We start from the raw sequence: 24,376 nt of genomic DNA on the forward strand, positions 1-24,376 counted from the left end.
GATCAGGGGTCCGGCCGGGGACGGGTCAGGGGCCGGTCGGGGTCCGGTCGGGGTGATCACCGATGGGCTACGAGCCCTGTGCGCAGCAGAGTCGGGGGTGTCAGAACGACTCGTCCCCACCGCCCCGGAGCACCCCATGCGCCTTCGCCTCGTCGCCACCAGCCTCGCCCTGGCCACCGCCGTCACCGCTGTCGCGGCCGTCACCGCCGGGTCCGCCGGTGCCGCTCAGCCGGGCGCCGGTGCCACGCACACCACCAGTGCCCCGGCAGCGGCGCCGAAGGGCACCGCCGCCCTGAACCCCGCCCTCCAGGAGGTCATGGGCCGCCTGCCCGACCTCGTCGTCGCGGGCGCGCTCGTCAGACGGGACGGAACGGGGGCCGCCGTCGGCCCGGTCACCGCCGACGCGCATTTCCGGATCGGCAGTGTCACCAAGACGTTCACCAACACCGTCGTGCTCCAACTCGTCGCCGAGCGCCGGATCGCACTCGACGCACCCGCGCGGCGGTACGTCCCCGAGCTGCTCCCCGAGGCGTACGACCCGGTCACCGTCCGCCAGCTCCTCGACCACACGAGCGGGCTGCCCATGCCCGCCCCGACTCCGGGGCCGAAGGACGGGCCGGGATGGCAGTTCGACTCCGTGCAGCCCGCGGACTCGTTGCGCGAGTCGTTCGCCGCGGCGGCGGCCGGGACCCAGCCGCCGCCCGCGCCCGGCTCCGAGCAGCAGTACAACGGGCTCAACTCCCTCGTCCTCGGTCTGCTCGTCGAGAAGGTCACCGGCCGTTCCTTCGCCGACGAGCTGGAGCGGCGGATCATCCGGCCTCTCCACCTCCGCCACACCAGCCTGCCCGCCGCCGACGACCTGGGCATCCCCTCGCCCCACGCGACGGTGTACGTCGCCGGGCACGACGTCACGGAGCAGAGCCCCTACCCGTGGGCGGAGGGCGGCATGATCTCCGACGCCGCCGACCTGGACCGGTTCTTCACCGCGCTGTTCCGGGGCCGTCTGCTCCCGCCCGCCCAGCAGAAGCTGGTCTTCGACGTGCCGCAGGTGAAGAGCGCCGCCGGCAACACGAACTGCTTCGGCGGACCGGCCTGCTTCAGCGTCGGCGGCCTCATGAGCCACCGGCTCGCCGACCAGGAGGTCGTCTGGGGCAAGACGGGGTCCCGGCCGGGCTGGGACAACGGCTTCTTCGCCACCAAGGACCTCCGGCACCGTGTCGCGTACTCGCTGAACTCGACGGGGGCGGCCAGTCCTCTCAAGCACATCCAGCAGGTGGTCGGCGCGGCGCTCGTCGACTGACCCCGGCCACGACCGTCCCGGATCAGGTGGACCGGGCGGTGGCGAACGGGCCGTCCAACGCCGCCCACTGCAGCAGCAGGATGGTCTTGCCGTCGGCGATCCGGCCGTCGCGGACCATCGCGAGGGCGTCGGTGAAGGGCAGTTCGAGGACCTCGATGTCCTCGCCGTCCTCCTCCAGGCCGCCGCCGCTCCCGGTGCGGTCGGCCGGGGTGTAGGGGGCGGCGAAGAAGTGGAGGCGCTCGGTGACGGACCCGGGGCTCATGTACGCGTCGAGGACGTGGGTGAGGGGGCCGAGGGTCACGCCGAGCTCCTCGGCGCTCTCGCGGCGGACCGCGGTCAGCGGGTCGTCGGCGTCGAGCAGTCCCGCCGCGGCCTCGACGAGCATGCCGTCGGGATGGTCGTTGACGTAGGCCGGGTAGCGGAACTGCCGGGTGAGCAGGACGGTGCGGCGTTCGGTGTCGTACGGCAGGACGACGGCGCCGTTCCCCCGGTCGTACGTCTCGCGCTGCTCGGTGACCCAACGCCCGTCGCGACGGCGGTAGTCGAAGGTGGTCCGCCGCAGGACGTGCCAGCCCCGGGAGGTGAGCTCGACGTCGCGGATCACGACACCGGGGTTCCGGTCGAGGTCGCGCCCGGCGCGGTCGAGGCGGGTCCGGCCCCGGTGATCGGGGACGTCGACGCCGGGCAGCTGCTCGCGGGGCAGTCGGCCGTCGGCCGGCCGCTCGTCGGGCAGTCGGCCGTCGGCCGGCCGCTCGTCGGCCCGCCCCGGCGCGCGGCCGGTGCTCACGCGTCACCCCGCACCGTACGGCCGGGGATCTCGGTCACGTCGTAGTAGACCGGCAGGCCGCGGCGGCGGGCGGTGGCGACGTCCTGGTCGGCGCCGGTGGAGTCGCCGGGCAGCCGAAGTACGGCGTCGCAGTGGGCGAGCAGGCGGTCGGCGGCCGGGTACAGCACCTGCTCGGCGAGGGGGTCCGTGGGGCCCGCGCCGGCCGAGTGCAGGACGGGCAGGGCGATCCACTCCCCGATCACGGGGAGATGGCCCGCGGCGAAGACCGGCCACGCCGCGGCTTCGAGGCGGGCGAGGTTGGCGGCCATGGCCTCCGGGTCGCCGTCGGTGCCGGAGCGGTAGGGCCCGGCGATGAGGATGAGCATGGGCTTGTCGAGCGTCTGCTTGGCGTCCATGGCGCGCTACGATACATGCAGAAACGTGCAAGAACAGGAGAGAATACGGATGCTGGCTGCCGAGCGGCGTGACCACCTGCTGGAACTGCTCGCCCGCGAGGGCAAGATCGTCGCCAAGGACGTCGCCGCCGAACTGGGCATCTCCGAGGACAGCGTGCGGCGCGACCTGCGCGATCTCGCGAGCGAGGGACTGTGCCAGCGGGTGTACGGCGGGGCGCTGCCCGTGTCGCCGGCCGTGGCGGACTACGGGGCCCGGCAGTCCGTCGCCCCGGACGGCAAGCGGAAGGTCGCCGTGGTGGCCGCCGGTCTCGTACGGCCGGGCGGCGCGGTGATCCTCGACGGCGGCACCACCGCGCTCGCCGTCGTCCACGCCCTTCCGCAGGACCTGGCCTGCACCGTGATCACCCACAGTCCGACGATCGCCGCCGCCCTGATCGACCACCCGCGGGTGGAGGTCTTCCTCATCGGCGGCCGCGTCTACAAGCACTCCGCGGTCGCCTGCGGCGCCGCCGCCGTCGAGGCCGCGCAGAACGTCTCCGCCGACCTCTGCTTCCTCGGCGTCACCGGCGTGCACCCCGACGCGGGACTGACCACCGGCGACGCGGAGGAGGCCGCGATGAAGCGCGCCCTCGCGGCGCGGGCCGCGGACACGTACGTGCTCGCGTCCTCCGAGAAGGTCGGCACCGCCTCGCGCTTCCGGGTCCTGCCGTGGGGTGGGATCAGCGGACTGATCACCGACGCGGACCCCCGCGACCCGGTGATCGAGCAGCTCACGACGAGGGGCGTCGAGATCCTCCCCGCCGGCTGACGGGCCGGGGCCGGCGTCGTCGCTCGTTCGGGGTGCGCTGCCGTGCGGGGTGTCCTGCCCGCTGGTGTGCTGGTCGGGATTCCCCGCACCCGCGCCCGAATCCCCCACGTACAGGAGCAGCGCATGGCTGTCATCGTCACCGTCGAGATCCCCGGCGGCACGCAGGAGCAGTACGAGGAGACCACCCGGCTCCTCGAGGCCACCGACTGGTTTCCGCCGCAGGGGTTCCTCGCGCACGCCGCCGGGCCCGACGGGAGCGGGGGATGGCGGGTCGTCGACTTCTGGGACTCCGAGGACGCCTTCCTCGCCTTCGTGGAGAAGGCCCGGCCGATCTTCGACCGGGGCGGCGTCCGGACGATCCTGCCCACGGTGCAGGAGGCCGTGAACGTCATCCTGAAGTGACCGGGCGGGTACGGGAGGGGCGGGAGGGCCGAAAACCCTTTGCGGGACGGGCCGGTGGCCGTCAGGCTTCTCCGCCATGACCAGTCATCCCTCCCGTCCTTCCGACGCGGCCCGTCCTGCCCGCCCGGTCGCGGACCTGTTCTCCGTCGACGGGCGCCTCAAGGCGATCCCGCGCAGGCCGGCCCGCCGTGAGGCCCTCCTCGCGCATCTCACCGAGAGCCTCTTCGCTCCCGACCGGGACTACCGCGAGCCCGAGGTCAACCAGGCCCTGCTCACCGTCCACGAGGACTTCTCCGCCCTGCGTCGGTATCTCGTGATCGGCGGCTTCCTCGCCCGGACCAAGGACGGCTCGGCGTACCGCCGACAGCAGCAGCCCGGCTCCCCCGGAGGCGCGATCCCCGCCGTCGCGTGACCGCCGCGGTGATGGCCGGCCTGCTCGCCGGCTACGGCATCGCGATCCCGGTCGGCGCGGTCGGGGCGTACCTGGTGGCCGTGACGGCCCGTACCGGCTGGCGTACGGGCGCGGGCGCGGCGCTCGGGGTCGCCACGGCGGACGGCGTGTACGCCGTGCTCGCGGTGGCGGGCGGCTCGGCGCTCGTTCCCCTGCTGACGCCCGTGATGACCCCGCTGCGGTGGGCCTCGGCCGTGGTGCTCGTGGTGCTCGCGCTGCGGGCGGCGTACGTGGCCCTCTCCACGTACCGGACGGGCGGGCTCGCCTCCCGCGACGACGGGACGGACCTCGGCCCGGGTCGCGCGTACCTCACCTTCCTGGGGATCACGATCCTCAACCCGATGACGGTGATCTACTTCGCCGCGCTCATCCTGGCGACGGGCCCCTCGGCGCCCGCGACCCTCCCCGACCGGACGGCCTTCGTCCTCGCGGCCCTGGTCGCCTCGGCGAGCTGGCAGCTGCTCCTCGCGCTGGGCGGGACGCTGCTCGGCCGGACCCTGACGGGGGCCCGGGGCCGGCTGACCACGGTGCTCGCGTCGAGCACGCTGATCGTCGTCCTGGCGGTACGGCTCGTGGCGCGCTCCTGAGCGATCGCGCGAGTGAGCGTGCGAGCGCCGGCGCATGCGCACGAGTCGAGTCGAGTCGCGGCTTGACTCTCAGGTGACCGGAGACGGCACAGTCTCTTCTCGTGGACAGGACGAACCTGCTGCCGATCGGGCAGTTCGCGCAGGCCAGTGGCCTTTCGGTGACGGCGCTGCGGCACTACGACGCGAGCGGTGTGCTCACACCGGCCTTCGTCGATCCGGCCAGCGGCTACCGCTACTTCCGGCGGGACCAGCTCCGCAGCGCGCAGCTCGTACGCGCGCTGCGGCAGCTGGACATGCCGATCGAACGGGTACGGGAGCTGCTCGCGAGCGGCGCGGGCGGTACGGGAAGCGCGGACGGCACCGAGGCCGGTGCCGCGGCCGGTACCGAGGACCGTGGCGCTGCCACCGCCGAGCTGGCCTCGGCACTGCGCGCCCAGATCGAGGCGGCCGAGCGGAAGCTCGACGTCCAGCGGTCCGTCGTCCACAGCCTGTTGACGAGACCGACCGAAGGAGCCGAGATGAACCGCCGCGTCACCCTCCGCCAGGGCACCCCCGAACGCGTCCTCGTGCGCGGCGCGACGGTGAACCACCACGGCCTGGACCCGTTCCTGCGCACCGCGTACGAGGAGATGTACGCGGTCGCGGGCCGGGGGCCGCTCACCTTCACCGGGCCCGCGTTCGTCCGGTACCACGGGCTCTGCGACGAGGAGAACGAGACGCTGGTCGAGGCGTGCCTGCCGTTCTGGGAGTCGGGCGCGCAGCCGGGGGAGTTGGGCGAGGGGATGTCCGTACGGGACGACCCGGAGTGCACGTACGCCTGCATGGTGCTGGAGGGCGGGGCGACCGCCTTCCCCGCGGTCCTCACCGCGTACGACACCGTGGCGAACTGGATCGCCGAGCACGGCTTCGCCTTCGCGGGCCCGGTCCGCACCACGTTCCTCCGCTGGACCGGCGCACCGGACCACCCGGACAACCGCCTGGAAATAGCCTGGCCGGTGACGGACCCGTCCACCGAGCTGCCCGCCTGACCGATCGGCGGTCCGGTCGGTGGTCCGGTCGGCGGGCCGTGTCCGGAACCGGCTTACCCTTCCCGGGGATCGGCGGCGAATCTCCTCCGCCGACCGTCCGTAATTCGGGGGGAAACATGACAGGGCGGGTACTCGGCGCCGGTCTGCGGCAGCGGCATCTAGCCATGATCGCGCTGGGCGGTGCGATCGGCGCCGGGCTCTTCGTCGGTTCGGGGTTCGGGATCGCCGCCGCCGGGCCCGGCATCCTCGTCTCGTACGTGTGCGCCGGCGCCCTGACCGTCCTGGTGATGCGGATGCTCGGCGAGATGTCGGCGGCCCACCCGGTCACCGGCTCGTTCGCCGAGCACGCCCGCCGGGCCTTCGGGCCGTGGGCCGGGCTGCTCACCGGGTGGATGTACTGGGCGCTCCTCGTCGTGAGCGTCGCCGCCGAGGCCGTCGGGGCCGCGCACATCGTCGGCGGCTGGGTGCCGGCCGTGCCCGGCTGGGTGTGGGTGGCCGTCTTCATAAGCGTCTTCACCGCGAGCAACCTGGCGGGCGTACGGAACTTCGGCGAGCTGGAGTTCTGGTTCGCCGGCCTCAAGATCGCCGCGATCGTCGGCTTCCTCGTGCTCGGAGCCGTCGTCCTCGCCGGCCTGCTGCCCGGTCATCCGTCCCCCGGCACCGCCCATCTCACGGGCGACGGCGGGTTCCTGCCGCACGGCTGGCACGGCGTCGCCGTCGGCATGGTGGCGGCCGTCTTCGCGTTCGGCGGCCTGGAGACGGTCACCATCGCCGCGGCCGAGTGCGACGACCCGGTCCGGGCCGTCCGCAACGGCGTTCGGGCCGTCATGTGGCGGGTCGCGGTCTGCTACCTCGGCTCGATGGCCGTCATCGTCACCCTCGTCCCGTGGAACGCCCCGGGCGTGGTCGAGGGCCCGTACGCCGCCGTGGTCGCGAGCACCGGTGTCCCCGGCGCCGCCGACCTGATGAAGGCGGTCGTCCTCGTCGCGCTCCTGTCGGCGATGAACGCCAACATCTACGGCTCCTCACGCATGCTGTTCGCCCTGGTCGGACGTGGTGACGCACCCCGCGCCCTCGGCCGGGTGAGCACCGGCGCCGGTGTCCCGTACGCGGCCGTCCTCGCCTCCGCCGCGTTCGGCTTCGCCTCGGTCGTCCTCAGCCTGCTCTGGCCGCGTACGGTCTTCCCGTTCCTGCTCAACTCCATCGGCGCCGCGATCCTGCTGGTCTGGGCCCTGATCGCCGCCTCCCACCTGCGCCTGCACGGCCCCTCCGGACGCGCCGTGCTCGCGCTCGCGGGGATCGGCGGGGTGCTGCTCTTCATGCTGGGCGACCCGACGAGCCGCACCCAGCTCCTCACGACGGGGGGCTGGGCGGCGGCGCTGCTGGTGTGGGCGTGGTCGAGGAGGCGCGTCAGGGACGGCCGGCGTACCGGGCCAGGAACAGATCCACTCCCGAGCCGATCACCCGCGTCAGCTCCGCGTCGCTGATCTCGGCGTCGGGCGAGAAGGTACGGACGAGCTGCGGCACCCCCACCGTGGCCGCGACCAACTGCTGCACGGCGAGCGCCGGATCGGGCGCGTCGAGGGTGCCGCGGGCGTTGAGCTCGGTGAAGGCCTCGACGAGCGGGCCGTTGTTCATGTCATAGCTGACCCGGTACCAGAGCTGCCCGAGCTGCGGGAAGCGGTCTATCTCGCCGATCACCAGCCGGCGCAGCGACATGATGTCGGGGCGCAGCAGGATGCGGGCCCAGTCGGTGGTGAGCCGGACGAGGGCGGCGCGCAGGTCGGGGGCGTCGGCGAGGGTGGAGTTGGAGGGCTCCAGATCCGCGTACGTCTTCGGGAGCACGCCGCCGATGACGGCGAGGAACAGCCGCTCCTTGCTGCCGAAGTGCTTGTAGATCGTCGCCTTGGAGACGCCCGAGCCGCGGGTGATCGCGTCCATCGAGGCCGCGGAGTAACCCTCGGCGAGGAACTCGGCGAGGGCGGCGTCGATGATCGCCTGACGCTTGCGCGAGGCGGCGTCGGCGGGGTCCGGGATGATCGGGATGCCGTACTCGTCGGTCGCGTCGTCCTGGATCTCGGCTCCGGCTCCCATGGGTGTTCCTTAGCTGTGGTGGCGGGACCGTCAGTATATGAACTGAACGGTTTGGTCTGTAAAGCGCGCCGCCAGGGCCGGTCCGGCCGCGACGCCGATCAGGAAGGCCAGGTTGAACAGGCCGATGGCGAGGCCGTGCCGGGCAGCCGGCAGCCCGTCGGTCGCGGCACCCGTGAGCAGCCCCTGAGCTCCGGCCGTGACCAGCGCGCTCGTCCCCGAGGCGCACAGGACGACCGCCGGCCAGGGCGCGGCCACCGCGAGGACGGCCGCGGCGAGCGACCCGAGGGCGAGGACGGCGCGGACGCGGCGGGGCCCGAGCGCCGGGGCCGCGCGGACCAGCGGCCAGGACAGCAGGGCCCCGGCGAGCGCGGCCGACGAGGCGACGGCCCCGGTCTCCACGGAACTCCAGCCGGTGAGCGCGGCGACGCGACGCGGAGCCGCGTACAGGAGACCGAAGTTGACGGTGGCGACGGCGAGCATGAGTCCGGCGGCGCTACGGAAGGCCGGGGCGCGGAGGATGTCGAGGGGGAGGGCGGACCGGCGTCCCTCTGTACCGGTACCGGTACCGGTACCGGCACGGGCTCGGGCTCGGTCTTCGCCCGTCCCGCCACCCGCCGACCTCCGCGCAGGCAGCACGACGAGCAGGCTCAGGAGCGGAAGCACCAGGGCCCCGCGCCAGCCGACCACCCCCGCCAGGGCCGCCCCGGCGAACAGGCCCACCGTGCCGCCGGCCGCGCTGCCGATCGCGACCACGCCGGCGGTGCGGCCCGAGCGGTCGCGGCCGGCGATCTGGAAGGCCGCGACGTTGAGTCCGGCCGCGCCCGCCGCCTCGAGCACGCGCCCGGCGACGGCCAGGGGCAGGCCCGGGGCGAGGAGGACGAGGGCCGCGCCGAGGGCCACGAGGGCGGCGCCCGCCCCGATGACCCCGGCGGGGCCGCGCCGCGGCCCGGCGACGGCGGAGAGCAGCGGGGTGCCGGCCGCCATGCCGAGCCCGAAGGCCGTCATCAGCCAGGCGGCCGACGCGGGGGAGACGGCCAGCTCACGGGCGGCCTCCGGGAGGGCGAGGCTCGGCCCCGACACCCCCATCGCAGCGGGCGCGGCGAGAGCGGCCAGCAGGAGGCCGGTCCGGGTCCGCGTCCGGGGCCGAGTCGGGGTCCGAGAACGGGTCCGCGTCCGAGTCCGGGGCCGAGTCGGGGTCCGAGAACGGGTCCGCGTCCGAGTCCGGGGCCGAGTCGGGGTCCGCGTCCGGGTCCTGGCCGGGCTCGCGGCCGTCTGGCCGCGCCCGGAGTCCTGGTCGGTACTGGTGGTGGCCATGGAGGGAATGAACTACACCATCCAGTTCAGTGTCAAGACTGAACCGTTCCGTTGACAGACTGAACCGATCGGTTTAGCTTTCTGGTCGTCGGGCCGCGGCAGCAGCCGGCCGGCCGGATCCATTCACTGACACACAGGGGGCATTCCATGACCGAGTCCAAGATCTTCGCCATCTCCGGCTCGCTCCGCGCCGACTCGCACAACACCCAACTGCTGCGCGCCGCCCAGAAGTTCAACCCCGGCGGTCTGGAGATCGAGATCTACGAGGGCCTGCGTGACATCCCGCCGTACGACTTCGACATCGACACCCCCGACCGCCGCCCCGCCGCCGTCGAGGAGCTCCGCCGCCGGGTGACGGAGGCGGACGGCGTGCTCATCGCCACCCCGGAGTTCAACTACTCCATCCCCGGCGTCCTCAAGAACGCGATCGACTGGCTCAGCACCGACTGGACCCGTACCGAGGGCGTGCCCCTGCGCCGCAAGCCCGCCGCGATCCTCGGTGCCGGACCGGGCGCGTTCGGCACGGTCCGCGCGCAGCTGGCGCTCCGGCAGATCTTCGTCTGCGTCGACGCCGATGTCGTCGCGAAGCCCGAGGTGCACGTCTTCCAGTCGAACGACCGCTTCGACGCCGACGGCAACCTCGTCGACGAGGCGACGATCGGACTCGTGCAGGGACTGCTGACCGCACTCAAGGACAAGATCGACGCGACGGCCTGAGCGGGCCCGGAACCGGCGCCGACGTCGAGGCCGACACCGCCACGGCTCCCGCGACCGCGACCGTGACCGCGAGGGCCGCGCCCGCCGCGAGCACGCCCCGGCGCGAGCGCCAGGAGAGCACCGACCAGCACGACTGGGCGGAGAGCAGGGAACCGACGCTCGCCCAGGAGCCCACGGAGCCGGCCGACATCGCGGAACCGACGGAGCCGACGGACAGGAACGACCCGACCGAGCCGATCGAGAGCGTCGATCCGACCGAGGCGACGGACAGGAACGAGTCCCGCGACCAGAGCGACAGCGACGAACCGTGGCGAGAGGTCATACCTCGATCGTAGGGTCGTTCCGGGGAGTGTGCGCGGGAGATGCGTGGGCGCGTAAGAGCGGCCCTAACCCGCGCAGGCCGGCAGGAACTCCAGGCCCTCCGGGGCCCCGAAGCGCACCACCGCGAGGTACGCCTCCGGGTAGTCGCAGCCGACGTCCGTCCACTGGAGCGCGAAGACCGTCCAGACGACGAACACGGCAAGGAGGAACCAACGCCAGCCCTTTGACATGCGCGCCACATACCCGCCGGTCACCCGGAGGAACCGCTTCCCTCGGCTGCCGTCGGGGCCGGGTCTCCCGCACGGGGGAGGGGAGACCCGGCCCCGCGCCGGACCGCGGGACGCCCGACCGCCGCCCTCAGTCCAGCTGCGCCATGCGCTGCCTGTTGCCGTCGTCCGTGTCCTGCTGGCTGCTCGACACCAGCAGGATCGCGTCGGGCAGCGCACCGCTCAGGTGGTGGCCGATGGCGGCGGTGGCCGTGCTGAGCCGGTCGAGGACCAGGTCGACGACCTGGGCCAGGTCGGTGGCGAGGGAGCCGCTGCTCTTGACGGTGCCGTGGTCGCCGACCGCCGCGTTCAGCTTGGCGGTGGTTTCTCCCCGGACCTTGAGGCCGACCTCGGCGATCTTGCCGGCCGCGAGCCGGTGTTCCTCGTGATTCACGCGTAGGAAGCCACCGATCGCTCGGCCGGGGGCCGCGCCGCCCGTGGCGCCGGCACCGATGCCGCTGCCGACCCCCTTCTCGGCCCCGCTCCCCGCTTGGTCGAAGGCGTCCTTCCAGCGGGACCCGCCACCACCCCCGGACGTGCCCGCGAGATCGGCCGGGACATTCTCCAGGGCGATCACGGACGGGTCCTTGAGTACGGATTGGAGTGACGTCCAGAGGTTCTCGACGACCGATCGGTACGTGGAGTCGGTCGCCTGCGCCGTCTTCGCGTTCGCCTGCGCGACCGCCGCCGGGGCGGCCGGGCTGCCGGCTGCCTGGGCCAACGCGAAGGTCTCTTGTGCGGCCATCCGGGCGGCCACCGACACGATGGACGACTTGAGTTCGGCGATCACGGTCGGCAGCGGGCTCACTGCCGATGCCAGCACTCGGGCCGCTCCGGCGATGGGGGTCATGTCCTGCCCCTTGATCCGATCCCAGTGCTCCTTCAGCGCGTTCATCGCCTCGCCTTCCCCGGAGGAGAGCAGGCGCTGCATGTGCTGGTTGGCGGCCCAGGTGTCGTCGTCGACGAGCTCGGCGAATGCCTGCAGGCCGGCCGCGAGCAGCGCGTATCCGTCCTCGTCGACCTCCGGCCAGGAAAGGTCGTACTTCTGGATCGCGGCCCACGCGACGCTGCCGACCTCTGCCGCCATGTCCTCAACTCCACCTCGTCGCATGCGTGTTGGTCGCGCGCGCCCCCACTTCGAGCGTCACGGTCTCACGCGCCCCGAGTGGCCACAAGGCCGACCGGCGCCGTCCCGCACCGCCCCGCGCTCAGTCGATGTGCACGATCTGGAACGCCTCCGCCATCCGCCCCGCCGGCAGCCCGCCCGCCGTCGCGTGTTCGCCGAGCCAGGTGCGCAGGAGGCCTGCGAGGTCGTCGAAGTGGGCCGTCTGGGAGGTGTGGATGCGCAGTGCCTCGACCTTGCGGTCGAAGACCGGGGTGACGTCCACGTACTGGTTCGGGGTGGGGCCGGTCATCAGCCACAGTTCATGGACGATCCACGGCTCCAGGCCCTCCTCCTTCAGCAGCGAGGGGTGGGCGAAGGGGTTGCGCGCCTCGGGGTAGACCGCGCGCAGACAGGCGTCGCCGACGGCCCGGTGGTCGGGGTGGAGGTCGGCGACCCGCGCCCAGTTGATCTCGGGGGAGGGGATGATCGCGCGCTGCGGCCGCACCTCCCTTATCACCCGGCACAGGTCGCGGCGGAGTTCCACGGAGGCCTCCACGAAGCTGTCGGGGTAGCCGAGGAAGCGGACGTCCGCGACGCCGCTGAGCTTGGCGGAGTGGACCTGTTCGGCGCGGCGCAGATCCGCCATCGCCTGGCGGGGGAGCATGTCGTCGTATCCGCCGGCGCCGCCGTCCGTGACGATGCAGTACGTGACGCGGGTGCCGCGCTCGATCCACTGCATGACGGTGCCGCTGACGCAGAACTCGATGTCGTCGGGGTGCGCGGCCACGACGAGCAGCGATTCGGGCGCGGCGCGAGCGGTGTGGTCGTAGTCCTCCATGTCCCTCATGTGGCCAGCCTGTTGGGGCGGCGGGGGCGTCGCAAGGCCAAGCCGTGGCGTGAACAGGACATGGCACTTACGCGCCATTCAAAAACTTGGTAGATTCAAATCATTGGGTTGTACGGGTGAGTGATGTGCTTGGAGGGTGACCGCTGTGTGCAGGATTCTCGGCTCCTTCGCCGCCGGAGCGGCGGCCCACGCCGACCGCCCCGACCCGGCGCAACTCGCCGCCGTGTCGGCCCGCCAGCGCCACGGCGGACCCGACGAGCACGCCGTGCTCACCGGACCCGGCTGGTCCCTCGGCTGCGACCGGCTCGCCGTCACCGACCCCTGCGGCGGGCAGCAGCCCTACCGGCTGCCGCACCTCCCCGGCGTCCTCGCCGTCCTCAACGGCGAGATCTACAACCACGCCGAACTGCGCCGCACCCTCGCCGCCCGCGGCCACCGGTTCCCCGACCACTGCGACGGGACGCTGCTGCCCGCGCTCTACGCCGAGTACGGGCCCGCGTTCGCCGAACACCTCGACGGCATGTTCGCCGTCGCGATCCTCGACCTGCGCCCCGGAAGCACCCGACTCGTCCTCGCCGTCGACGACATGGGCATGAAGCCGATCCATCTCCACCACGACCCGTACGACGGCTCCACCCGGTTCGCCTCCGAGATCCCCGCACTCCTCGCCTTCGAAGGGGTGCGCATCTCCCCGCGCGAGGACTCCCTCGACACGGTCCTCGCCACCCGTACGTCCTTCTCCACGCACACCGCGCTCGACGGCGTCAGCGTCCTGCCGCCCGGGGCCACCGCCTTCGTACGGCCCGGTGCCGCGCCCGTCGTCCGCCGCCGGGGGCCGCACCGGATCACACCCGCCGGCGACACCCAGGACGTCCTGCGGCACGAGGTGCGGCGGCTCGCCGAGGCCGAGGTGCCCGTCTGCGCCATCACCAGCGGCGGGCTCGACTCCGGGCTCGTCACCGCGCTCGCCGCCGAACACGCCCGCGAGACCGACGCGCCGCCGCTGCACACCTTCCACCTCACCTACCGGGGGCGCTGGCCCGACTCCGAGGCGGCGTACGCCCGTTCCGTCGCGCGCCGGACCCGGACCGTGCACCACGAGGTCGCCGTCGATCCCGACGAGATCGGCTCCCTCCTCACCCGGACCGTCCGCCACCTCGGCCAGCCCAACGCCGACCCCATCACCCTCTCCACGTACGCGCTGTTCCGCGCCGTCCGCGAGAGCGGCTTCACCGTCGCGCTCACCGGCGACGGCGCCGACGAACTCTTCGGCGGGTACGACCGGATGCGGGCGGCGCTCGCGGCGCCGGCGGGCACGGACTGGGCGGGGACGTACGCGGACGCGCTCTCGGCGGCGCCGCGGCTGCTCCGCGAGCACCTGTACACCGCCAACTACCGTGCGCACATCGCCGATCAGGGGTCCGCGGCCGATCGCATCGAGCAGGAGCTGCGCTCGGCCGAGGCGGTCGGCGAGGACCGGCTCACCGCGATGACGGCCTTCGAGACGCGCTGGCGGCTGCCCGCGTACCACCTGCGGCGCGTGGACCACCTGTCGATGGCGTGGGCGGTCGAGGCGCGGATGCCGTTCTGCCAGCCGGCGGTGGTGACGCACGCGCGCGGCCTGCCGACGGCGGCGCGGACGGGGAAGCGGGCGCTGTACGAGGCGGGGGCGGAGCTGCTCCCCTCGGCGGTCCTGCGCCGCCCCAAACAACCCTTCACCCTGCCGCTCTCGGCGATGCTCGCACCGGGCAGCCCGCTCCTGGAGACGGTCCGGGAACTGCTGTCACCGGCCCGCCTGGTCCTGGGCGGCAAGGTCCGCGCGGACCGCGTGCAGAAACTCCTGACCCGCCACCAGGAACGCCCCTCGCACCACGACGCCCAGGCGCTCTGGGCCCTGGCGGTCCACGAACTGTGGTCGGAGGTGGTCCAGGGCATGCGCATCCCCACCGGCTGTGCGGCCTGACCCTCCGGGACCTCCCCGTCCCGAACCCGCCCCGTCATCCCCGCCTCTCGCCACCCCCGCGCCCGCGCCCGCAGGCCCGGCTCTTGGCGCACCCGCACCCGCGCCCGCGCCCGCCGCGCCGACCGGCGGCGCCCCGCTTCCGGTGCGGGTTCAGGCACAAGGAGCGGAGGCACCCGCAAGGGCGCCGTCCGTTGTGCCCACCCGTTCCGCCCCAGCGGAACGATTGCCCACAACGGGGGCGGGCGGTGGCGCCGGCGTCGTGCGGCCCACAACGGGGGCGGGGGGTGGCGCCGGCGGCGTGCGGCCCACAACGGGGGCGGGGGGTGGCGCCGGCGTCGTGCGGCCCACAACGGGGGCGGGGGGTGGCGCCGGCGGCGTGCGGCCCACAACGGGGACGGGCGGTGGCGCCGGCGGCGTGCGGCCCACAACGGGGGCGGGGGGTGGCGCCTGCGGCGTGCGGCCCGCAACAGGGACGGGCGGTGGTGCCGGCGGCGTGGGGTCCGCGACAGGCGCGGCGCGCGGGGCCCGCACCGCAAAGGCCACGACCGCCTTCCTCGTCCGCGCTCACGACGCCCCCGGCCCCACCCTCGTCCTCCGCCTCGACCACCTCCCCCTCGGGGCGCTCGCGCTCGGTGGGGAGTTGGCCGGGTTGCGTCAGGCGCTCGCCGGCACACCCTACGCCGGGATCGGCAAGATCGCGCTGTACGGGTCCGCAGGCGGCGACCGGCTCGACTACCGATTCGTCCAGGCCCTCCCCGACGGCGGTTTCGACTTCCGTGCCGGCTGCGGGCACTCCCTCCTCGCCTGTGTCGTCGCCGACGGACGCCCCGGGCCCGTCACCGTCCGCGCCGTGACCACCGGCGACACCGTCCTGTGCGAGCACGAGCGCGAGCCGGACGAGGGCGCGTACACCCTCAGCTTCCTCCGCGCCCCCACCGCCCCCGGCACCTTCCCCACCGGCCACCCCGTCGACGTCCTCGACGGCATCCCCGTGTCGCTCGTCCGGTACGGCAATCCGTACGTCTTCGTCGATGTCCGGCACCTTCCCGAGGAGAAGCTCCGGGAGCGGCTCGAAGGGCTCCGCGCCCACGCCGCCCGGCTCCTCGGTCATCCGCCCCACTCCGCCCTCCCCAAGATCGCCGCGTTCACCGCAGGACCCGGCGGGATCGCCGTCCGGGCGCTCACCGTCGGCGGCTGGCACCCCCGGCTCGCGCTCACCGGCGCCGCCGCCCTGGCCGCCGCCGGTGCGCTCGACGGGACCGTCGTTCCGCCCGTGGACGGCGAGGTCCGTACCCCGGGCGGTACCGTCACCGTCTCCACCGGGCCCGACCGCGTCCGCGTCCACCACAAGCGCGCCGAGCTGCTCGAAAGGCTCGTGCTGCCGTGGCGTATCCACGCAACGGCGTGAACGCGCACCCCTCTCACCAGGCCCGGAGTCCGCTTCCTCTGCCACGCTGAAATGGACCGGCAATCGGTATCGGTATCCGTTCCGTGGGGAGAGCAGGCGCACATGAAATTCGAGAATCTGCGTGTCGTCGTGACCGGAGCGTCCCGCTATTTCGGTCGCGCGCTCGCCGTCGGATTCGCGCATCTCGGCGCCGAGGTCTATGTCTCGGCGCGGACCGTCGAGGCCGCCGAACGCACCCGCACCGAAGTCATGGGCTCGGCCCGTGACCGTATCCACGCCTTCGGCTGCGACCTCAGCAGGCCCGCCGAGATCCGGGAGTTCGCCGCCCGGGTCGGCGAACGCACCGACCGGGTCGACCTGTTGGTCAACAACGGCGCCCGCTGGCTCGACGGCATGGACCTGGAGGCGGCCAGCGACGCCGAGATCGTCGAGACGATCGAGTCGACGGCCGGCGGCACGGTCCTCATGGTGAAGCACTTCCTGCCCCTGCTGCGCGGCTCGCTGCGGCCCGACATCGTCAACATGGTCGCCGTCCGCGACGCCGAGGGCGCCTCCGCCGCGGCCGCCGGCGCCGCCCACGAGGCCTTCTGGGCGGCGAAGAGCGCCCAGGCCGGATTCGCCGACATCCTCTCGCGCCGCCTCCGCCCCTCCGGCGTCCGGGTGTTCTCCCTCTTCCCGCCGGACTTCTCGACCTCCGACCCGCGCTTCGCGGAATGGGACGGCTCGAATCCGGACGGAATCGCACCCGACGAGAAACTGACGACACAGGCGCTCTTCGAATGCATCGTCTACGCGGTCGAGCAGCCCCGCGACTGCTTCATCCGCTCCTTCCACTTCGAGCCCCGCTGACCCCGCCACCCCTTCGAGCCCGAGCCCGCTGACCCGCCCTGCGCCGACAGCGCTCCGCCGCACGCGACCGCTGAAGCCCACCGCACCACAGCGTCAAGGAGGTCCCATGAGCACCCCTGTCTGGATCACCGCGACCCCTCCCGCCACCCACGGCGAACTCCACATCGGCCACCTCGCCGGGCCGTACGTCGCCGCCGACGTCCTCACCCGCTATCTGCGGGCCGAGGGCGAGGCCGTCCGGTTCACCACCGGGACCGCCGACCACGCCAGCTCCGTCGAGGTCCGGGCGCTGCGCCACAACCGCAAGCCCGAGGAGGTCGCGGAGGGCTACCGGGCCGCGATCACCGCGGACTGGCTGCGGTCGGGCGTGGAGTTCGACCACATCGTGCGTCCGCGCCGCGACAAGGGATACGGACGCTGGGTGCAGGACCTCTTCGGGCGGCTCTTCGCGCAGGGCGTCATCGCCCCGCGCACCCGCCTCCTGCCGTACTGCGAGCCGTGCGACCGCTGGCTGTACGGGGCGCACGCCACCGGCACCTGCCCGCACTGCGGCGCGGTCAGCGACGGCGGCATGTGCCACGAGTGCGCGCGGCCGAACGACGGCGGCGACCTCATCGGCGCCCGCTGCGCGCTCTGCGACACCCCGGCGGTGGCCCGCCGCTGCCGCCGGCTCTACGTACCCCTGGAGCCGTTCCGGGAGACGCTCGCCGACTACTGGGCGACGGCCGGGCTGCCGCCGCGGCTGGCCGCGCTCTGCGAGTCGCTCGTCGAGGACGGGCTGCCGGACATCGCGGTCGGCCACCCCGCCGAGTGGGGCCTCCAGGTGCCCGTCGAGGGCTTCCCCGACCACCGGATCGACGGCTGCTTCGAGGCGGCCGCGATGCACCTCTTCGGCTACGACGTGAAGGGCCCGCTGCCCCGCCGCGCGATCCACTTCTGCGGTTTCGGGCACGCCTTCTGCCACGCCGTGCTGCTGCCGGTGCTGCTCCTCGCGCAGGACATCAAGCTGCCGCAGGACTTCAACGTCAACGAGTCGTACGTCATCGAGGAGGGCGTCCAGGAGGGCAACGTCTGGGCGCTCGACCTGCTCACCGAGTACGGCTCCGACACCCTGCGCCGTCATGTCCTCCAGGCCCGCCCGCTGGGCCGCCGCACCGTCTTCCACCGGGAGCGCCTCGCCACCGCCCGCCGCGAGCTGGACGAGAACTGGAACAGCTGGCTGTCCCGGCTCTTCGCCGCCGTACGGGAGGAGTGCGGCGGCCTCGCCCCGCAGGCGCTGCCCGGCGGCACCGGCTGGGAGATCCTGGAGCGGCGGCTGCACCGGGGCGTCGACGATCTGCGTGAGGCGTACGGCCCCGATGCCTTCGACCCGCGCCGGGCGGTCGCCGTCCTGGACGAGATGGTCCGCTCGGCCGCCGACTTCGGTCACGTCAACGCCCACGAACGCTGCCGGCCAAGCACCTCCTGCCGTCATCTCCCGGCGCTCGCCGCCCAGTTGGCGGTGGCCTCGGCCCTGTCGGCGTGGTCGCGGCCGGTGATGCCGGAGGGTGCGGACCGGCTGGCGGCGGCGCTCCAGGCGGCGCCGGGCCGCCCGGTCGACTGGCACGCCCTGACGGCGCCCCTCCCGGGGACCCGGCTGGCACCGCCGTCGGGTCCGGTCTTCGGCTTCTGACCCCGCCTCTTACTACTAAGCAACTAAGTAGTCCAGTACCTCGGCAACTCAGCAACCCGGCACCTCCGTGTCCGATCCCCCACCCTGCCGCGTGACCGTGCGCGCGAGCGACGCGCAGGGGCACGTGGCTTCCCTCCCCTCAGGAGCCCCTCGTGTCCCTGCGCGTCGCCATGCTCAGCGTCCACACCTCCCCGCTCCACCAGCCCGGGACGGGGGACGCCGGCGGCATGAACGTCTACATGGTCGAGCTCTCCCGCGCCCTGGCCGAACAGGGCGTGGAGGTCGATCTGTTCACCCGCTGCCGGGGCGAGGGCCTGCCCCCGCTCGTCGAGCTCGCCCCCGGGGTGCGGGTCCGGCATCTGCACGCGGGGCCGCGCCGGGCGCTGCCCAAGGAGGCCATGCCCGATCTGGTGGTGCCGTTCTCGCTGGCCCTGCTCAAGGAGGAGCGGCGGTACGACCTGGTCCACTCGCACTACTGGCTCTCCGGGCAGGCGGGCCGGATCGCCTCGGTGGGCTGGCGGATCCCGCTGGTGCACACCGCGCACACCCTGGCCCGGGTGAAGAACGCCTCGCTGGCGGATGGTGACGCCCCCGAGCCGGAGCTGCGGGTCAGGGGCGAGCACCAGGTGGCGGGCGCCGCCGACCGGCTGATCGCGAACACGGCGGACGAGGCGGAGGCGCTGCGGTCGCTGTACGGGGCGGCGGGGGAGCGGACCGAGGTGGTGCGTCCGGGGGTCGATCTGCGGACCTTCCACCCGGGGGACGGGCGGGCGGCGGCGCGGGCCAGGCTCGGGCTGCCGGCCGAGGCGTTCGTGCCGCTGTACGCGGGCCGCATACAGCCGTTGAAGGGTCCGGACGTGCTCGTACGGGCGGTCGCCGAGCTGCTGCGGGAGTCCCCGGACCTGCGCCGCCGGCTCCTGGTGCCGGTGGTCGGCGGGCATTCGGGCGCGACCCGCGAGGGGTCGGCGTGGCAGCTCGCCGCGGATCTGGGGGTGACGGATGTGCTGCGGTCCTGCCCGCCCGTACCGCAGGCGCGGCTCGCGGACTGGTACCGGGCGGCGGACGTCCTGGTGGTGCCCTCGCGCAGCGAGTCCTTCGGTCTGGTGGCCCTGGAGGCGCAGGCCTGTGGGACTCCGGTGCTCGCGGCCGCGGTGGGCGGGCTGCCGACGGCGGTGTGGGACGGGGTGACGGGGTTGCTGGTGCAGGGTCACGACCCGGCGGAGTACGCGCGCCGGCTGGGTTGGCTCGCGGTGCACCCGGAGGTGGTGGCGACGATGGGGGAGGCGGCGGTGCGGCATGCGCACGGGATGAGCTGGCGGGCGTCGGCCGCGCGCACCGTCGAGGTGTACCGGGAGGCGCTGGCGGAGACGCGCCGGCCGGTGTTCCCGGGCGGGGAGCGGGTGGTGGGGCAGGGGCGGCGGCACGCCCCTGCCCCGACGGCCCCTCTCTCCTGGAGGAACGAGAAGGCCGTAGCACAAGTCTAGCATCTCTTTTGGTTCGACCAAAGATATGGAGAGCTCCGGATGCGCCAATTCCGTTGTGTGGATGGCGGATTGACGCATCCACGCCATGGCGAGTCCACGCAGAGACGAGCTATGGATTCGATTCGAGGGCCGGGACAGAATGGAGATGTCTTCAGGGAACGCCCGGCGGCACGGGCCCCCGGAAGGCGGAATTCACATTCCAAGTCCTGGAGGAATCATGTCCGTTGCGCAGAACGCCGGAATCCGCAAGGCCGTCCGTCAGCTCCTGGTCGCGGTGGCCGCCTGTACCGCCGTCGCGGGCGGCGCCACCTTCGCCGTCGGCTCCGACATCGACCACCCGGTCACCCCGCAGACCGTCGCCGGCGTCGCCGAGGACAACGGCTGGCCGGTCGTTCCGCCGAAGCCGACCCCGACCAACTGACGTCACCCCTTGGGGAATTCACCCGTACATATTCTTGCGCCGCCGGGCCCCGCAATCGCTGCCACGATTGCGGGGCCCCGGTATTTCCGCCGCCTGGTTCACGACGTGCCCCTGCGCGTAATTCCGCGCCCGTGCTCGTAGCCGTAGCCGTACGTCCGCCAATTCCCCCATTCCGGCGGTCAGTCCAGCCAGCCGAGCCGCACCGCCCGCGCCCCCGCCTCGAAGCGGCTCGTCGCGCCCAGCTCCTGCATCAGCTCCGAGATCATCCGGCTGACCGTCCGCAGCGACACCCCGAGCGTGCGCGCGATCCGCTCGTCCTTCATCCCCGAGGCGAGCATGTGCAGCGCCGCCCGCTGCTGCTCCGAAAGGCCGTCGCCGCCCGCCTCCGCCGTCGCCTCGTTGCCGTACGGCGTCGCCGTGTGCCAGCAGTGCTCGTACAGGCTCAGATACGGCCGCACGAGCGCGCTGCCCCGCGCCAGGATCGCGCCCTCGCCCGGCTCCTCGGGCCGGATCGGCACCAGGGCGAACTGCTGGTCGGCGATGATCAGGTTCATCGGGACGACGGGGGCCAGGCGGATCTCCACACCCAGCTCCGCCCGCTGCCCCAGGAACTTCTCCATGTGCGGGTCCGTGGCCTCCTGGCGGCCGTAGATGGCCCGCACCCGCACCCCGTTGGCGATCTGCCGCCGGTCCCGGTCGAGCATCCGGTCCGGGTTCTGCCGCCCCGGCATCCCCGGGTGCAGCGCCGCCGAACTCTCCTGCATCACATCGGTGATGTCCTCGATGGCCTGCTGGATCCTGCGGTAGTCGGTCAGCGCCTCGACGTGCGCCTCCGCCTTCGTCAGCGCCTCGGCCCGCAGATAGGAACCCGCGAGGATCTCCAGCGTGCTGTACGCCTCGTCCGCCTCCGCCAGGTGCTCCCGCAGCCGCTCACGCTCCCGCTCCAGGAGCCGGAGCAGCGCGATCTCCGGGTCGATCGCCGCCACCGTGTCCGTCTCGGAACGCCAACTGCCGTCCTGCACGGCCGTGATGGTGGCATGCGCCTGGCCCGTCGGCACGATCAGGCCCAGGGTGAGGAGTTCGCCGCGACATCGCTCGTACTCCTCCGGCGCGAGCCCGAGTTCCCTGCGGACCTCCTCGAAGTCCGAGACGCCCCGACGGCGCAGCTCCTGGTACACGGCAAGCAGGACCTCGGTCGTGCCGTCCCCGATGCCGTCGCCCGCAGTGACCATGGCGAAGTGACCCCCTCATCCTCCGAGTCGCCCCGCCCTCACCTTGTCATACGGCTCGGCGGGAGTCCGTCCTGCAATGCCCGTACCCGTACCTGCACCTACCGTCTCGCACCGGAACTCCTCGTACTAGGCCCCCTGTTCGGACCCCTCGCCGTCGAGCAGGCCGAGCCGCGCCGCCTTCACCCCGGCCTCGAAGCGGCTCGCCGCGCCCAGTTCCTGCATGACCTCCGAGAGCAGCCGGCTGACGGTCCTGAGCGACACCCCGAGACTCCGCGCGATCTGCTCGTCCTTGATGCCCGAGGCCAGCATGTGCAGCGCGGCCCGCTGCTGGTCGGACAGTCCGTCGCCGTCACCGCCGCTCCCGCCGGGCTCCTCGCCGTACCGGGAGGCCGCCTGCCAGCAGTACTCGTACAGGGCGAGGTAGGAGCGGACGAGGCCGGGGCCGCGGGCCAGGATCGTGGGCGAGTCCAGGTCGTGCGGGTCCGTCGGCAGCAGGGCGAAGTTCTCGTCGGCGAGGACCATGTTCATCGGGACGACGGGCGAGAGCCGCAGCTCGACGCCGAGCGCGGCCCGGTCGGCCAGGTGCTGCGTCATCTCGGGCACGGTGCCGACCCGCCGGCTGTACATGGCGCGGACCCGTACCCCGCGGGCGGCCCGGCAGCGGTCCCGGTCCAGCTCGGCGGCCATGTCCTCACGGCGTACGGACCCGGTGTGCATGACGTGGACGGCGGTGCGGACGGACTCGGTGAGTTCGGTCAGCTCGCGCAGCACCCGCTGCGGGTCGGTGACGATCTCCACCTCGACCTCGGAGCGGGGCGTGGCCCCGGCGCGCAGGAACGGTCCGGCGAGGGATTCGAGGGCGGTGTGCGCGCGGCTGGTCGCGGCGAGGCGCTCCTGGAGCCGGTCACGCTCCCGGCGGAGCAGCCGCAGCAGGGCGACGTCGGGGTCGACGACGGTCCGGTCGCCGGAGCGGTCCGAGGTGGTGAGTCCTAAGGAGGCGAGTTCCTCGCGACATCGCTCCCGCTCCTCGGCGGAGAGCTGGAGGCCGTCCGCCGCCTGGTCGAAGGTGGTGCCGGGGCGGGTGCGGAGCTCCTGGTAGACGGCGAGAGCCTGCTCGCTGCCCGCGCGGGACACGGCGGCGTTTCTGGACACGGCGCAGCAGACTCCCCTCGGATCCACGCGGATCCTGTTGAATCGCCCCGCTAGACCCTGCCACAAAATCGAACGACACGCACGGAGTTGACCACCGGCGCGCGTCCGGCGACCGGCGACCCGCCCGGTGCCGGCCACCGCCCCGACCGGCGATCCGCGTACGGACCGCCTGCCGCTCCCGTGCACCCGGCTGCGGCTCAGGCGGCGGGGGCGCTCGCCCGGCAGTCGGGGCACAGGCCCTTGAAGACGACCTCCGCGTCGTCCACGCGCCACTCCGGAAGGGCGCCCTCGGGCGCCTCCGGCGCGGCCGCCGCGACGTTCTCCACGCGGCCGCACACGGTGCACAGCGCGTGCTGGTGCGCGGGACCCGAGATCTCGAAGACCGCGGGCAGGCCGGGCCGGTCGAACTTGCTGACCAGGCCCGTCTCCTGGAAGTGCCGCAGCATCTCGTACACGGCCTGGCTGGTCAGCGTGCCGAGCCGCTCGCGGGCGGTCGTGGTGATCGCCTCGACGTCGAGATGGCCGCCGGCGGCGAGCACCGTGAGCACCTCCAGGCGCGGGCCCGTGACCCGAAGCCCGACGTCGCGCAGGCGCTGGATCACCGCCTCGCGGCCCGTCAGCTCTTCCACGACTGCCATCTTCTCCGCCCGCCCGCCCGCCATCTGGTCGGCTCAAACTTTTGTGGGCATCGTACCTCTTGCTCGTCAACCTCGTCAGGGCTCTTCGTTCGTCCGTTCAGCCGTCCGTCCGTTCAGCCTTCGCCGTTCCGCCGTCCGCCGGTCAGCTTCCGCCGTCCTGCTCGTGTGCCGGTCAGTCGTCCGTCCGGCACACGAGCAGGACGGACTCGGTCCGCTCGTCGATGCGGTGCCGCCGCCGGCCCTCGATGTGCAGGCCCGCCGAGTGCAGTTCCGCCGCGAGCCGCTCGGGGTCGACGATCCACTTGTCGGTGGTCAGCACGACCCGCTCGGTGGACAGCTTCCCGGTCCTCGCCGCGTAGTACGTGATCCGCTCGCTCATCGACGGCAGGTCGAAGACCTGCCGGGCCACCACCCACTCGTCGATGCCGTCGAAGCGGGGCACCTGGAACGCCCAGGTCCGCTGCGGCTCCGCGACCAGCCCCGGCAGCTGGTGCGCCGTGTAGTCGAGGGCGAGCGCCCCGCCCGTCTGCAGATGGGACGCCACCTCCCGCAGCAGCTCGGGCCGCCGTGCCGGGGGTACGGCGGTGACCATCGCGCCCGCGAGCAGCGCGAGCCGGTAGCTGCCGGCGAGCCGCAGCTCGGTGAGGTCCGTCCGGTGGGTGACGACGAGACCGGCCACCTGCGGACCGATCCGGCGGGCCCAGCCGTCGAGGCGCTCGAGGGCCGAGGCGTCCCGGTCCACGGCTTCCACGGCGAAGCCGTGCCGGGCGAACGGGACGGCGAGCCGCCCGGCGCCGGAGCCGAGGTCCAGAACGGGTCCGCCGGTGGAGCGGGCGAGGCTGAGGTACCGGACGATGTCCGCGCTGTGCGGGCCGAGCAGGGCGTCGTGCAGCCAGACGGAGTTCTCGTCGGCGGGGGAGACGGATTCGAGCCCGGGCAGGGTGTCCGAGGTGACCCGGACGCCGGCCCCGGGGGCGGGCTCCGGCTCCCGGCCGTATCGGGACGGCAGGACCGGAGCGAACGCTGCGGGCCCGATGGGCAGGGAAGTGCCGCTCGGTGTGTGCATCGCTCCTCCAGGGGCTCGCTCGGTCCATGCCGTCCGGACGAGGTACCCGTGCCGCCGGGGCCCGCGTCG

26 protein-coding genes are annotated in these 24,376 nt (G+C 73.3%); 14 read left to right on the forward strand and 12 right to left on the reverse strand.

Features of this window, described 5'->3' with window-relative positions:
- The first annotated feature begins 136 nt into the window (after nt 1–136).
- Nucleotides 137–1,300: a serine hydrolase gene (locus tag E0F75_RS33400; RefSeq protein ID WP_267499863.1), complete on the forward strand. Its 1,164-nt coding sequence runs from the start codon at nt 137–139 to the stop codon at nt 1,298–1,300.
- A 22-nt stretch (nt 1,301–1,322) separates the two neighbouring features.
- On the opposite strand, the gene E0F75_RS33405 is transcribed toward E0F75_RS33400, so the two are convergent.
- Both E0F75_RS33405 and E0F75_RS33410 read right to left on the reverse strand, forming a co-directional pair.
- On the reverse strand, nt 1,323–2,003 hold the full coding sequence (locus E0F75_RS33405; RefSeq protein WP_374115477.1) for an NUDIX domain-containing protein: 681 nt from the start codon (nt 2,001–2,003) through the stop codon (nt 1,323–1,325).
- A gap of 80 nt (nt 2,004–2,083) precedes the next feature.
- A complete protein-coding gene (locus E0F75_RS33410; protein ID WP_374115478.1) occupies nt 2,084–2,452 on the reverse strand; it encodes a DUF4406 domain-containing protein in 369 nt (122 codons plus the stop codon).
- 79 nt (nt 2,453–2,531) lie between these two features.
- Here E0F75_RS33410 and E0F75_RS33415 point away from each other — a divergent pair, with 79 nt between their 5' ends.
- From E0F75_RS33415 to E0F75_RS33440, 6 genes are all read left to right on the forward strand, one after another.
- A complete protein-coding gene (locus E0F75_RS33415; RefSeq protein ID WP_229314712.1) occupies nt 2,532–3,290 on the forward strand; it encodes a DeoR/GlpR family DNA-binding transcription regulator in 759 nt (252 codons plus the stop codon).
- Between the two features lie 123 nt (nt 3,291–3,413).
- Complete coding sequence (locus E0F75_RS33420; RefSeq protein WP_229314713.1) at nt 3,414–3,692, forward strand: antibiotic biosynthesis monooxygenase; 279 nt, start codon at nt 3,414–3,416, stop codon at nt 3,690–3,692.
- A 76-nt stretch (nt 3,693–3,768) separates the two neighbouring features.
- Nucleotides 3,769–4,104: a DUF2087 domain-containing protein gene (locus E0F75_RS33425; RefSeq protein WP_229314714.1), complete on the forward strand. Its 336-nt coding sequence runs from the start codon at nt 3,769–3,771 to the stop codon at nt 4,102–4,104.
- Nucleotides 4,101–4,730 carry a LysE family transporter gene (locus E0F75_RS33430; RefSeq protein ID WP_229314715.1) on the forward strand — a complete coding sequence of 210 codons (630 nt, stop codon included), beginning with the start codon at nt 4,101–4,103 and terminating at the stop codon, nt 4,728–4,730. Before E0F75_RS33425 ends, E0F75_RS33430 begins: the two co-directional genes overlap by 4 nt.
- A gap of 101 nt (nt 4,731–4,831) precedes the next feature.
- The gene (locus tag E0F75_RS33435; RefSeq protein WP_229314716.1) at nt 4,832–5,758 is read left to right on the forward strand and encodes a MerR family transcriptional regulator; all 927 of its coding nucleotides are present in this window, start codon (nt 4,832–4,834) and stop codon (nt 5,756–5,758) included.
- A 116-nt stretch (nt 5,759–5,874) separates the two neighbouring features.
- Entirely contained in the window at nt 5,875–7,245 is a 1,371-nt protein-coding gene (locus E0F75_RS33440; protein WP_229314717.1) for an amino acid permease, read from the forward strand.
- Here E0F75_RS33440 and E0F75_RS33445 read toward each other — a convergent pair.
- Nucleotides 7,169–7,852, reverse strand: a complete 684-nt coding sequence (locus E0F75_RS33445; RefSeq protein WP_229314718.1) for a TetR/AcrR family transcriptional regulator — start codon at nt 7,850–7,852, stop codon at nt 7,169–7,171. The two genes, E0F75_RS33440 and E0F75_RS33445, sit on opposite strands and share 77 nt — an antisense overlap.
- A gap of 30 nt (nt 7,853–7,882) precedes the next feature.
- Nucleotides 7,883–9,166, reverse strand: coding sequence for an MFS transporter (locus tag E0F75_RS33450; protein ID WP_267499864.1), 1,284 nt, complete (start codon nt 9,164–9,166; stop codon nt 7,883–7,885).
- Between the two features lie 147 nt (nt 9,167–9,313).
- Here E0F75_RS33450 and E0F75_RS33455 point away from each other — a divergent pair, with 147 nt between their 5' ends.
- Nucleotides 9,314–9,883 (forward strand): NADPH-dependent FMN reductase, encoded by a 570-nt coding sequence (locus E0F75_RS33455; RefSeq protein ID WP_229314720.1) that lies wholly within the window; start codon nt 9,314–9,316, stop codon nt 9,881–9,883.
- Here E0F75_RS33455 and E0F75_RS33460 read toward each other — a convergent pair.
- The 4 genes from E0F75_RS33460 to E0F75_RS33475 all read right to left on the reverse strand — a co-directional run bounded on the left by E0F75_RS33460 (nt 9,855) and on the right by E0F75_RS33475 (nt 12,422).
- Nucleotides 9,855–10,205, reverse strand: a complete 351-nt coding sequence (locus tag E0F75_RS33460; protein WP_229314721.1) for a hypothetical protein — start codon at nt 10,203–10,205, stop codon at nt 9,855–9,857. The two genes, E0F75_RS33455 and E0F75_RS33460, sit on opposite strands and share 29 nt — an antisense overlap.
- 64 nt (nt 10,206–10,269) lie before the next feature.
- Nucleotides 10,270–10,434: a hypothetical protein gene (locus tag E0F75_RS33465; RefSeq protein WP_229314722.1), complete on the reverse strand. Its 165-nt coding sequence runs from the start codon at nt 10,432–10,434 to the stop codon at nt 10,270–10,272.
- Nucleotides 10,435–10,561: 127 nt separating this feature from the next.
- A complete protein-coding gene (locus tag E0F75_RS33470) occupies nt 10,562–11,557 on the reverse strand; it encodes a hypothetical protein (protein ID WP_229314723.1) in 996 nt (331 codons plus the stop codon).
- A gap of 121 nt (nt 11,558–11,678) precedes the next feature.
- Nucleotides 11,679–12,422 carry a PIG-L deacetylase family protein gene (locus E0F75_RS33475; protein WP_229314724.1) on the reverse strand — a complete coding sequence of 248 codons (744 nt, stop codon included), beginning with the start codon at nt 12,420–12,422 and terminating at the stop codon, nt 11,679–11,681.
- A gap of 145 nt (nt 12,423–12,567) precedes the next feature.
- Here E0F75_RS33475 and asnB point away from each other — a divergent pair, with 145 nt between their 5' ends.
- The 6 genes from asnB (at nt 12,568) to E0F75_RS33505 (ending at nt 20,219) form a co-directional block, all read left to right on the forward strand.
- Entirely contained in the window at nt 12,568–14,385 is a 1,818-nt protein-coding gene (asnB, locus tag E0F75_RS33480) for an asparagine synthase (glutamine-hydrolyzing) (RefSeq protein WP_229314725.1), read from the forward strand.
- 493 nt (nt 14,386–14,878) lie between these two features.
- Nucleotides 14,879–15,793 (forward strand): 2-methylaconitate cis-trans isomerase PrpF family protein, encoded by a 915-nt coding sequence (locus E0F75_RS33485; protein WP_229314726.1) that lies wholly within the window; start codon nt 14,879–14,881, stop codon nt 15,791–15,793.
- Between the two features lie 102 nt (nt 15,794–15,895).
- Nucleotides 15,896–16,642, forward strand: coding sequence for an SDR family oxidoreductase (locus E0F75_RS33490; protein ID WP_229314727.1), 747 nt, complete (start codon nt 15,896–15,898; stop codon nt 16,640–16,642).
- A gap of 106 nt (nt 16,643–16,748) precedes the next feature.
- Nucleotides 16,749–18,314 carry a class I tRNA ligase family protein gene (locus E0F75_RS33495; RefSeq protein WP_229314728.1) on the forward strand — a complete coding sequence of 522 codons (1,566 nt, stop codon included), beginning with the start codon at nt 16,749–16,751 and terminating at the stop codon, nt 18,312–18,314.
- A gap of 170 nt (nt 18,315–18,484) precedes the next feature.
- On the forward strand, nt 18,485–19,798 hold the full coding sequence (gene mshA / locus E0F75_RS33500; RefSeq protein ID WP_229314768.1) for a D-inositol-3-phosphate glycosyltransferase: 1,314 nt from the start codon (nt 18,485–18,487) through the stop codon (nt 19,796–19,798).
- A 217-nt stretch (nt 19,799–20,015) separates the two neighbouring features.
- Nucleotides 20,016–20,219: a hypothetical protein gene (locus E0F75_RS33505; RefSeq protein ID WP_229314729.1), complete on the forward strand. Its 204-nt coding sequence runs from the start codon at nt 20,016–20,018 to the stop codon at nt 20,217–20,219.
- Between the two features lie 179 nt (nt 20,220–20,398).
- Here the strand turns inward: E0F75_RS33505 and E0F75_RS33510 are convergent, their stop codons facing one another.
- From E0F75_RS33510 to E0F75_RS33525, 4 genes are all read right to left on the reverse strand, one after another.
- Nucleotides 20,399–21,451: a helix-turn-helix transcriptional regulator gene (locus E0F75_RS33510; protein WP_229314730.1), complete on the reverse strand. Its 1,053-nt coding sequence runs from the start codon at nt 21,449–21,451 to the stop codon at nt 20,399–20,401.
- A 126-nt stretch (nt 21,452–21,577) separates the two neighbouring features.
- Nucleotides 21,578–22,603, reverse strand: a complete 1,026-nt coding sequence (locus E0F75_RS40480; protein WP_229314731.1) for a helix-turn-helix domain-containing protein — start codon at nt 22,601–22,603, stop codon at nt 21,578–21,580.
- 197 nt (nt 22,604–22,800) lie between these two features.
- On the reverse strand, nt 22,801–23,232 hold the full coding sequence (locus E0F75_RS33520) for a Fur family transcriptional regulator (RefSeq protein WP_229314732.1): 432 nt from the start codon (nt 23,230–23,232) through the stop codon (nt 22,801–22,803).
- A gap of 181 nt (nt 23,233–23,413) precedes the next feature.
- A complete protein-coding gene (locus E0F75_RS33525) occupies nt 23,414–24,307 on the reverse strand; it encodes a cyclopropane-fatty-acyl-phospholipid synthase family protein (protein ID WP_229314733.1) in 894 nt (297 codons plus the stop codon).
- Nucleotides 24,308–24,376: the final 69 nt, after the last annotated feature.

The sequence above is a fragment of the Streptomyces sp. CB02980 genome (genome assembly GCF_014451325.2).
In the GTDB taxonomy this organism is placed as follows: Bacteria; Actinomycetota; Actinomycetes; order Streptomycetales; family Streptomycetaceae; genus Streptomyces.

Bases quoted from the DNA above. Each gene is read 5' to 3' on its own strand.
- E0F75_RS33415 (WP_229314712.1), top strand. From the start codon at position 2,532: ATGCTGGCTGCCGAGCGGCGTGACCACCTGCTGGAACTGCTCGCCCGC.
- E0F75_RS33510 (WP_229314730.1), bottom strand. From the start codon at position 21,451: ATGGTCACTGCGGGCGACGGCATCGGGGACGGCACGACCGAGGTCCTG.
- E0F75_RS33470 (WP_229314723.1), bottom strand. From the start codon at position 11,557: ATGGCGGCAGAGGTCGGCAGCGTCGCGTGGGCCGCGATCCAGAAGTAC.
- mshA (WP_229314768.1), top strand. From the start codon at position 18,485: ATGCTCAGCGTCCACACCTCCCCGCTCCACCAGCCCGGGACGGGGGAC.
- E0F75_RS33420 (WP_229314713.1), top strand. From the start codon at position 3,414: ATGGCTGTCATCGTCACCGTCGAGATCCCCGGCGGCACGCAGGAGCAG.
- E0F75_RS33495 (WP_229314728.1), top strand. From the start codon at position 16,749: ATGAGCACCCCTGTCTGGATCACCGCGACCCCTCCCGCCACCCACGGC.
- E0F75_RS33490 (WP_229314727.1), top strand. From the start codon at position 15,896: ATGAAATTCGAGAATCTGCGTGTCGTCGTGACCGGAGCGTCCCGCTAT.
- E0F75_RS33450 (WP_267499864.1), bottom strand. From the start codon at position 9,166: ATGGCCACCACCAGTACCGACCAGGACTCCGGGCGCGGCCAGACGGCC.
- E0F75_RS33460 (WP_229314721.1), bottom strand. From the start codon at position 10,205: ATGACCTCTCGCCACGGTTCGTCGCTGTCGCTCTGGTCGCGGGACTCG.
- E0F75_RS33475 (WP_229314724.1), bottom strand. From the start codon at position 12,422: ATGAGGGACATGGAGGACTACGACCACACCGCTCGCGCCGCGCCCGAA.
- E0F75_RS33465 (WP_229314722.1), bottom strand. From the start codon at position 10,434: ATGTCAAAGGGCTGGCGTTGGTTCCTCCTTGCCGTGTTCGTCGTCTGG.
- E0F75_RS33440 (WP_229314717.1), top strand. From the start codon at position 5,875: ATGACAGGGCGGGTACTCGGCGCCGGTCTGCGGCAGCGGCATCTAGCC.
- E0F75_RS33455 (WP_229314720.1), top strand. From the start codon at position 9,314: ATGACCGAGTCCAAGATCTTCGCCATCTCCGGCTCGCTCCGCGCCGAC.
- E0F75_RS33505 (WP_229314729.1), top strand. From the start codon at position 20,016: ATGTCCGTTGCGCAGAACGCCGGAATCCGCAAGGCCGTCCGTCAGCTC.
- E0F75_RS33445 (WP_229314718.1), bottom strand. From the start codon at position 7,852: ATGGGAGCCGGAGCCGAGATCCAGGACGACGCGACCGACGAGTACGGC.
- E0F75_RS33525 (WP_229314733.1), bottom strand. From the start codon at position 24,307: ATGCACACACCGAGCGGCACTTCCCTGCCCATCGGGCCCGCAGCGTTC.
- E0F75_RS33410 (WP_374115478.1), bottom strand. From the start codon at position 2,452: ATGCTCATCCTCATCGCCGGGCCCTACCGCTCCGGCACCGACGGCGAC.
- E0F75_RS33425 (WP_229314714.1), top strand. From the start codon at position 3,769: ATGACCAGTCATCCCTCCCGTCCTTCCGACGCGGCCCGTCCTGCCCGC.
- E0F75_RS33400 (WP_267499863.1), top strand. From the start codon at position 137: ATGCGCCTTCGCCTCGTCGCCACCAGCCTCGCCCTGGCCACCGCCGTC.